This window comes from Stieleria sedimenti, from assembly GCF_025060895.1.
GTDB lineage: Bacteria > Planctomycetota > Planctomycetia > Pirellulales > Pirellulaceae > Stieleria > Stieleria sedimenti.
This window is the reverse complement of the sequence record NZ_JANZKV010000254.1, coordinates 1-7,011: the sequence shown is the minus strand read 5'-3', so window position 1 is coordinate 7,011 and position 7,011 is coordinate 1. Positions and strand designations below refer to the sequence as shown.

The window sequence follows — 7,011 nt, the reverse complement described above, 5'->3', positions numbered from 1 at the left end:
CTGGCATCCCTTCGGGATACTGGAATCGCTGCCGCGATCCTTGCGTTCATCCTTCGCGGAGGTGGACACAAACGGGGTGGTTGCTGTTGCCGACAGGCCGCGAGCCCTCTGGTACTCCAGGCCACAGAGTCCTGCCACGCGACGCCCCTCGCCTACTCGTCGGCCGACCGCCGGGGCTTTTCGGGTTCTTTTTGACCAGGCCCGGTGCCCAAAAAACGATCCCTCGCTAAACTACGCGGTTCAATCGAGTTGAATGGTCCGGCAGGTGCCGGCGCTCGATTCAGCCGTTTTCGATGGTTCGAAGACGGTTTGCAATCGCGTTCGGGGAGCGCGTGCCAGCGGGAGTCCCTGTGGTAGGTTCGTAGCCCCTCATACGTGAGTGAATTTGATTCACCACACTTTAGGAGTTTACCCGTGTCGCAAGTCGATACCGAACGATTGCCTTACAAGGTCAAGGACATCTCGTTGGCCGAGTACGGCCGGAAAGAGATCAATTTGGCCGAAACCGAAATGCCGGGCCTGATGGCGCTGCGCAAGAAGTACGGCAAAGAGAAACCACTGGCAGGGGCGCGCATCGCCGGCTGCCTGCACATGACGATTCAGACCGCGGTCTTGATCGAGACGCTGATCGAGCTCGGCGCCGAGGTGACTTGGAGCAGCTGCAACATTTTCAGCACCCAAGACCACGCGGCCGCCGCGATCGCCGCCGCCGGCATTCCCGTCTACGCCTGGAAGGGAATGACGGAAGAAGAATTCGACTGGTGCATCGAGCAGACCCTCTCGTTCCCGTCGGGAGGAAAGTTGAACATGATCCTGGACGATGGCGGAGACTTGACCGCGATGGTTCACGACCGCTTCCCCGAATTCCTCGATGACATCTACGGCATCAGCGAAGAAACGACGGCCGGCATTCACCGCCTGGAAGTCCTCAATCGCTCCGGCAAGTTGCAGGTTCCGGCGATCAACGTCAACGACAGTGCGACCAAGAGCAAGTTCGACAACCTGTACGGCTGCCGCGAATCGCTGGCCGACGGCGTCAAACGAGCCACCGACATCATGCTGGCCGGAAAGGTCGCCGTGGTCTGCGGCTACGGTGACGTCGGAAAGGGATGTGCCCACAGCCTGCAACGCTACGGCTGTCGCGTGCTGGTGACCGAGATCGATCCGATCAACGCCCTGCAAGCTGCGATGGAAGGTTTCGAAGTGACCACCATGGAAGAGGCCTGCAAAGAAGGCCGACTCTATGTCACCACGACGGGCAACAAAGACATCATCTTGGGCGAGCACATGAAGCAGATGCCCGAAGACGCGATCTGCTGCAACATCGGCCACTTCGATACCGAAATCGACGTGGCGTGGTTGGAGAACGAAGTCGAGCAGGGTCGGGCGACCAAGGACGAAATCAAACCGGCCGACGTCGGTGCCGTCGACCGGTACACCTTCAAGGACACCGGTCGCAGCGTGATCATTCTGGCCAAGGGCCGACTGGTGAACCTGGGCTGCGCCACCGGCCACCCCAGCTTCGTGATGAGCACCTCGTTTACCAACCAAGTGCTCGCACAGATGGAACTCTGGGGCAGCAAGGACACCAAGTCCTACAGTGTCGCCGTTCACATGCTGCCCAAGAAGCTGGACGAGGAAGTCGCTCGACTGCACCTCCAGCAACTGGGCGTCAAACTGACCCGGCTGTCCAAAGAACAAGCCGAGTACATGGGCGTCGAAGTCGACGGCCCATTCAAACCGGATCACTACCGGTACTAACGCAAGTTCAGAGTTGATCGTTCCAAGTTGAACGTTCCAAGTTGAACGTTCCAAGTTGAACGTTCCAAGTTGAACGTTCCAAGTTGATCGTTCCAAGTTGATCGTTCCAAGTTGATCGTTCCAAGTTGATCGTTCCAAGTTGATCGTTGACTCGCTGCGGGAATTTCCCCGCGGCGAGTTTTTTATTGCGCCCGAATGCCGCGGATGATGCGAGTGTTGTCAGGACTCAGGACTCAGGCCCTCCCATCCCAACTTCCCGCGTCAACCCCAGTTTCTTGTGAAACCGACCTTGTTTCACCAGAGTGACATTGCCTAGTTTCCCGCGAAACGAGAACCGCTGTTCGGTTCGAAGCTGTTTCTATTGGGAACTTGAGCCGTGGGACGAATCCTTTGCGTTGTGAACCAGAAAGGCGGGGTCGGCAAGACGACCACCGCCGTGAATCTGGCGGCGGCGCTCTCGATTGCCGAACAGTCCTGCCTGTTGCTGGACATGGACCCGCAGTGCAACGCGACCAGCTCGCTGGGTCAGGAGCCGACCAATGGGCACGCCTTGGTCAGCGACGTCTCGATTGCCGAATCGATCGTCCCGACAAGCCAGGCCAAGCTTTCGCTGCTGCCGGGCAGTCGCACCTTCCAAGACATCGATCTGTTGGCGACCTCGGACGACCAGCAATCGATGCGAGTCCGCAAGCACCTCGATAGCGTGCTGGACGAGTATGACTTCGTCCTGATCGATTGCCCGCCCAGCGTCGGCGAACTGACGCAAACGGCACTGGCGGCCAGCACCGAGGTCTTGATACCGATCCAGTGCGAGTACTTCGCCATGGAAGGACTGACCCAGCTGATCAAAACCATTCGCAAGGTCATTGTCGCCACCGACGGCAGACTGACCTTTGGCGGGATCCTGCTGACCATGTACGATCCCGGCCTGGAACTGACTCGCGAAGTGGACCAGGAGGTCCGCGAGTTTTTCGGTGACATCGTCTTTGAATCCGTCGTGCCGCGGGACGTTTCGCTCAGCGAAGCCCCCAGCCACGGCAAAAGTGTTTTCCACTACGCCCCGCGATCCCGCGGAGCGTTCGCTTATACGCAGTTGTGCATGGAGGTGCTACAGCGTGACTAGTTCATCTGCCGGGACAAAAGATCGTCGCTTGGGAAAAGGGTTGGCCGCATTGCTCGGTAGCCCGATGGACGAGGATGGCATGCTCTCCGAAGGCGACTCTCCGCGAGGCAAGTCTCGCGAGGGTAATTCCGCCGGCGTCCAAACGCTGTCGTTGCCGGTCAGCGAGATCGAAAACAACCCCTTCCAGCCTCGGCGCGAATTCAATCCCGACGAAATCGCCTCGTTGGCCGAGAGCATCAAGAGCCATCAGCAACTGCAGCCGATTCTGGTTCGCATCGTCGACGGTCGCTACCAGCTGATCAGCGGCGAACGGCGATTGCGGGCGACGATCCACGCCGGCATGGACACGATCCGTGCGGAGGTTCGCGAAGCCGATGATCGTCTGGTCGCGGAATTGGCCATCATCGAAAACTTGCAACGCAAGGACCTCAACCCGATCGAAAAAGCACTCTCCTTCAAACGCTACATCGACGAGCACAAATGCAAACAGGATGACCTGGCGCGGCGGCTGAGCATCGACCGCAGCACGATCGCCAATCTGATGCGTCTGCTCGAATTGCCCGAAAGCGTGCTGGATCTGTTGCAAGCCGGCAAAATCACCGCCGGGCATGCACGGGCTTTGTTGCCGATCGGCGACGAGCAGGTCCAAATCACCACCGCGAAAAAGATCATGGACGAGCGGATCAGTGTCCGGGCCACCGAAAGCCTGGTCGCGGAAATGCTGAAAGCCGAGGAGGACCAGGAGACCGGTCGCAAAGTCACCAACGCGACGCGGCAAAAACGCCGCCAAACGTCCCCGCACATCGAAGCGATGCAGCAGGAATTCCGAATGGTTTTCGGCACCAAAGTCGAAATCAAAAGCAGCGCTCGTGGCCGCGGCAAGATCACCATCCACTTCAGCGATGGAGACGAATTCGAACGGCTCCGCGCCATGTTGACCGCGGAGTCGCGACCCCAGCTGCGCGTGGCCGGCTAGGCGGGCTGTCGATTTAAGCCCGCACGCGTTAGCAAGGCGCCACGCGGCGCCCCTCGCTCACGCGTCGCGCCTGTCATCACGGCATCGATTTCGGAACATCGACTAAATCGACAGCCGGCTACCGCGTTGCCGCGAAGCACCAAGACGACGGCACCTCGTCTGCCCTCCCCTCGCTTCGCTCGACGCTCCCGCACACGGGAGGGTGACTCTCAAACGGCACGACCGCCACCCGGGAGCGTGAATTGCCAAGCGTCCTGCCGACTTTCACTGCGGCAAGTCGGCAATCCCCTCCCCGCGACCGTTAGCGACCTCGTCTTGGGGCAATCGTGCCCTATAATCTCTCGTGCGTCGTTTCTGTCGTCTTTGGAGTGGGTGTCGTGACCTTACGAGCGTGGCTTTCGTTTGTCTTTCTGGCACTTCTGTGCGTCTCGCCCGGATTTTCGGCCGACGCCGAGAATGGTTACGTGGTGGATGTCCCCGTCCCACTGGGCGGCCAATCGGCCACAACGCTGATCGGACAGCTGGAGCGATTGGCAAAATCCGCGCCACAAGACGGGCGGCTGGACGTCGTGCTCCGCTACGACGCGGAGTCCTCCGGGGGCGAAGCGACCTCGTTCGAAGACGCGCTCAAAGTCGCCCGGGCGGTCACCGGCGAGCGACTCCGGTCGCTGCGAATCGTGTCCTTTGTCCAAGGCAGCGTGACCGGTCATTCGTTGCTTCCGATCTTGGCATCCGACTCGATCCTGCTTTCATCAGGCGCCCGGCTGATCGATGCCTCCGCCGGCGAAAGCGACCAGGATGAAACGATCGTCTTGGCCTATCAAAGTATCGCCGCCCGCCGCGGGCTGTTTCCAAAACCGGTCGTGGCGGCGCTGATCGATCCCGACGTCGAACTGGCTTGGGTCAGCAACGTCGGCGGCGGAAAATCCTTCGCCGGGGGCGAAGAACTCGTGAAACTACGTGAAACAGGCGAGGTCTTGGAAGAAGAAGTGTGGAGTGCGGCCGGCGTGCCGGCCACCGTCTCGGCCGATCAACTGCGGTCCGCGCGGATCGCCGCCGGCATCGTGGAGACGCTCGAAGAAGCCGCCGAAGTGCTCGACCTGGCGCAAATCATTCCCGTCGAATCGGACGCCATCGGGGGAGTGACCAACGGCGTGCTACTGGAAATCACCGGCTCGATTTCTCGCAGTCGGGTGCGGCGCTGGCAAAGCAATCTCAACGGATCGCTGGTCGAGGGATCGGTCAACACGTGGCTGATTGCTCTCGATTCCATCGGCGGCGACCTGGACCAAAGCGCCAGCTTGGCCAGCTCGTTCGCCATGCCCGAGCCGCCGCTGCGTACCGTCGTCGGGCTCGTCAGCAAGGAAGCCCGCAGCGACAGCGCGCTGTTGGCGGTGGCGTGCAAACCGCTGTACATGACCCCGGATGCGATCCTGGGCGGGACCGGCGCCGATGAAATCTCCCTCTCCGATCTGGATAATCACGACGAGCTGATTGAGTCCATCGCCCGGGCCACCAAACGCCCTGTGGGCTTGATCCGGGGCCTACTGTGCAGCGACCTGGAAGTCTATCGATACACCAACAAAAAGACGGGCAGAGTCAAATACACCACGCCGGCTGACCTGGTTTCCCAAGCCGACGATCCCGACTTGGAACGCGATCGCTGGGAAAAAGGCGAACGAATCGAAATGAAAGACGGACTGACCGCCGACAGAGCCATCGCGCTGGGACTGGCAGACGGTCGCAGCGAATCGCTCGACGATGTCGCCCGTCGTAGCGGGATGGAGGCGGTGCCCAAACCGGTTTCCGATCGAGGCCTGGTTCGATTCGTCGAACGACTCGGACGCAGCCAAGGTCTGATGATGATCTTGCTGATGGTCGGGTTCGTCGCCTTGTCCGCAGAAATGAATGCCCCCGGGATGGGTGTGCCCGGTTTCCTGGCCATGGTCTGCTTCGGACTGTTCTTCTGGATGAACTACTTGGCTGGGACCGCCGAATGGCTCGAGCTGGTCTTGTTGATGCTCGGGCTGTGCTGTATCGCACTGGAGATCTTCGTGATTCCGGGATTCGGGATCTTCGGCATCGGCGGGCTGATCATGACGATCGCATCGATCGTGCTGATGAGTCAAACCTTTGTGCTGCCGCAAAACTCCTACCAGCTGGCCGTGATCACGCGGGGACTTTGGGCAGCCCTGGGAAGCCTGCTAGGCCTCTTCGGTGGGTTTGTGTTGATGAGGCAGTTTTTTCCCCATCTGCCGCTGTTTCGCCACTTGATCATGGAAACACCGGACGTCGAGGCGATCCACCAAGCGGAAAAACTCGCGGATTTTAGCGCGCTGTTGCATCAAACCGGCCAAACCACGACCCCGCTTCGGCCCAGCGGAAAAGCCCGTTTCGGCGACCAAGTCGTTCAGGTCGTCAGCGACGGGTCGATGATCGACAAGGGGGTCTCGGTGACCGTGATCGATGTGCAGGGTGCCAAGGTGGTCGTCGAAGAATAGCCCATGCCGCTGACTTACTCCCTCGTTTTGCTAGCACTCTTCTTCGTCCTGCTGGTGGGCGAGTTTTTCATTCCCAGCGCGGGGATGGTTGGTTTTGCCGCCGCGATCGCCGCGACGGCATCGATTGTGATTGCGTTCACGCACAGCGCGACGGCTGGTTTTGCCGTGACGGCCACCGTCGTGCTTTCCACGCCGGTGGTGCTGTTCATGATGATCCGCTACTGGCCACACACGTCGATCGGCAAACTGATCCTCAACCGTCGCCCCGGCCAGCTCGACGAGCCGACCGAAAGCCGCTTACGGAGCGGCGAGAAGCGGAAAGATCTGGTGGGACGCTCCGGAGTCGCCAAAACCAACATGCTGCCCAGCGGATTGGTCGTCATCGACGGCAAACGGCTCGACGCGGTGTCCGACGGAAGCCCGATCGATGCCGGCACGGAAATCGTGGTGATCAGCGCAGTGGCGGGCAAGTTGCGCGTTCGGGTTGCCGAGCGAGCCGACTTGCAGCCCGAACAGGTCGACGTCGAGCGGCGAACGGAATCGATCGAAGCGACGCTCGAGTCGTTAGATCTGGACGACTTGGACGAATAGTCCTCGTACTACGTCAACTTTTAGACTTTGGGTGCCGCGGAAAAGGGGTCAGGTACCAA

Annotated in this window: 5 protein-coding genes; all 5 read left to right on the top strand. The window is 60.2% G+C overall.

Translation table 11 applies throughout. From position 1 onward, the window contains the following. The first annotated feature begins 414 nt into the window (after window positions 1–414). Window positions 415–1,761 carry an adenosylhomocysteinase gene (ahcY, locus tag NZK35_RS28290; RefSeq protein WP_259635885.1) on the top strand — a complete coding sequence of 449 codons (1,347 nt, stop codon included), beginning with the start codon at window positions 415–417 and terminating at the stop codon, window positions 1,759–1,761. A gap of 376 nt (window positions 1,762–2,137) precedes the next feature. Then, window positions 2,138–2,884, top strand: a complete 747-nt coding sequence (locus NZK35_RS28285; RefSeq protein WP_095737391.1) for a ParA family protein — start codon at window positions 2,138–2,140, stop codon at window positions 2,882–2,884. Window positions 2,885–2,963: 79 nt separating this feature from the next. Further along, complete coding sequence (locus tag NZK35_RS28280; protein WP_407699846.1) at window positions 2,964–3,860, top strand: ParB/RepB/Spo0J family partition protein; 897 nt, start codon at window positions 2,964–2,966, stop codon at window positions 3,858–3,860. A 377-nt stretch (window positions 3,861–4,237) separates the two neighbouring features. After that, window positions 4,238–6,361 carry an NfeD family protein gene (locus tag NZK35_RS34795; RefSeq protein WP_259635883.1) on the top strand — a complete coding sequence of 708 codons (2,124 nt, stop codon included), beginning with the start codon at window positions 4,238–4,240 and terminating at the stop codon, window positions 6,359–6,361. Between the two features lie 3 nt (window positions 6,362–6,364). Beyond that, window positions 6,365–6,952 carry an NfeD family protein gene (locus tag NZK35_RS28270; RefSeq protein WP_259635882.1) on the top strand — a complete coding sequence of 196 codons (588 nt, stop codon included), beginning with the start codon at window positions 6,365–6,367 and terminating at the stop codon, window positions 6,950–6,952. Window positions 6,953–7,011: the final 59 nt, after the last annotated feature.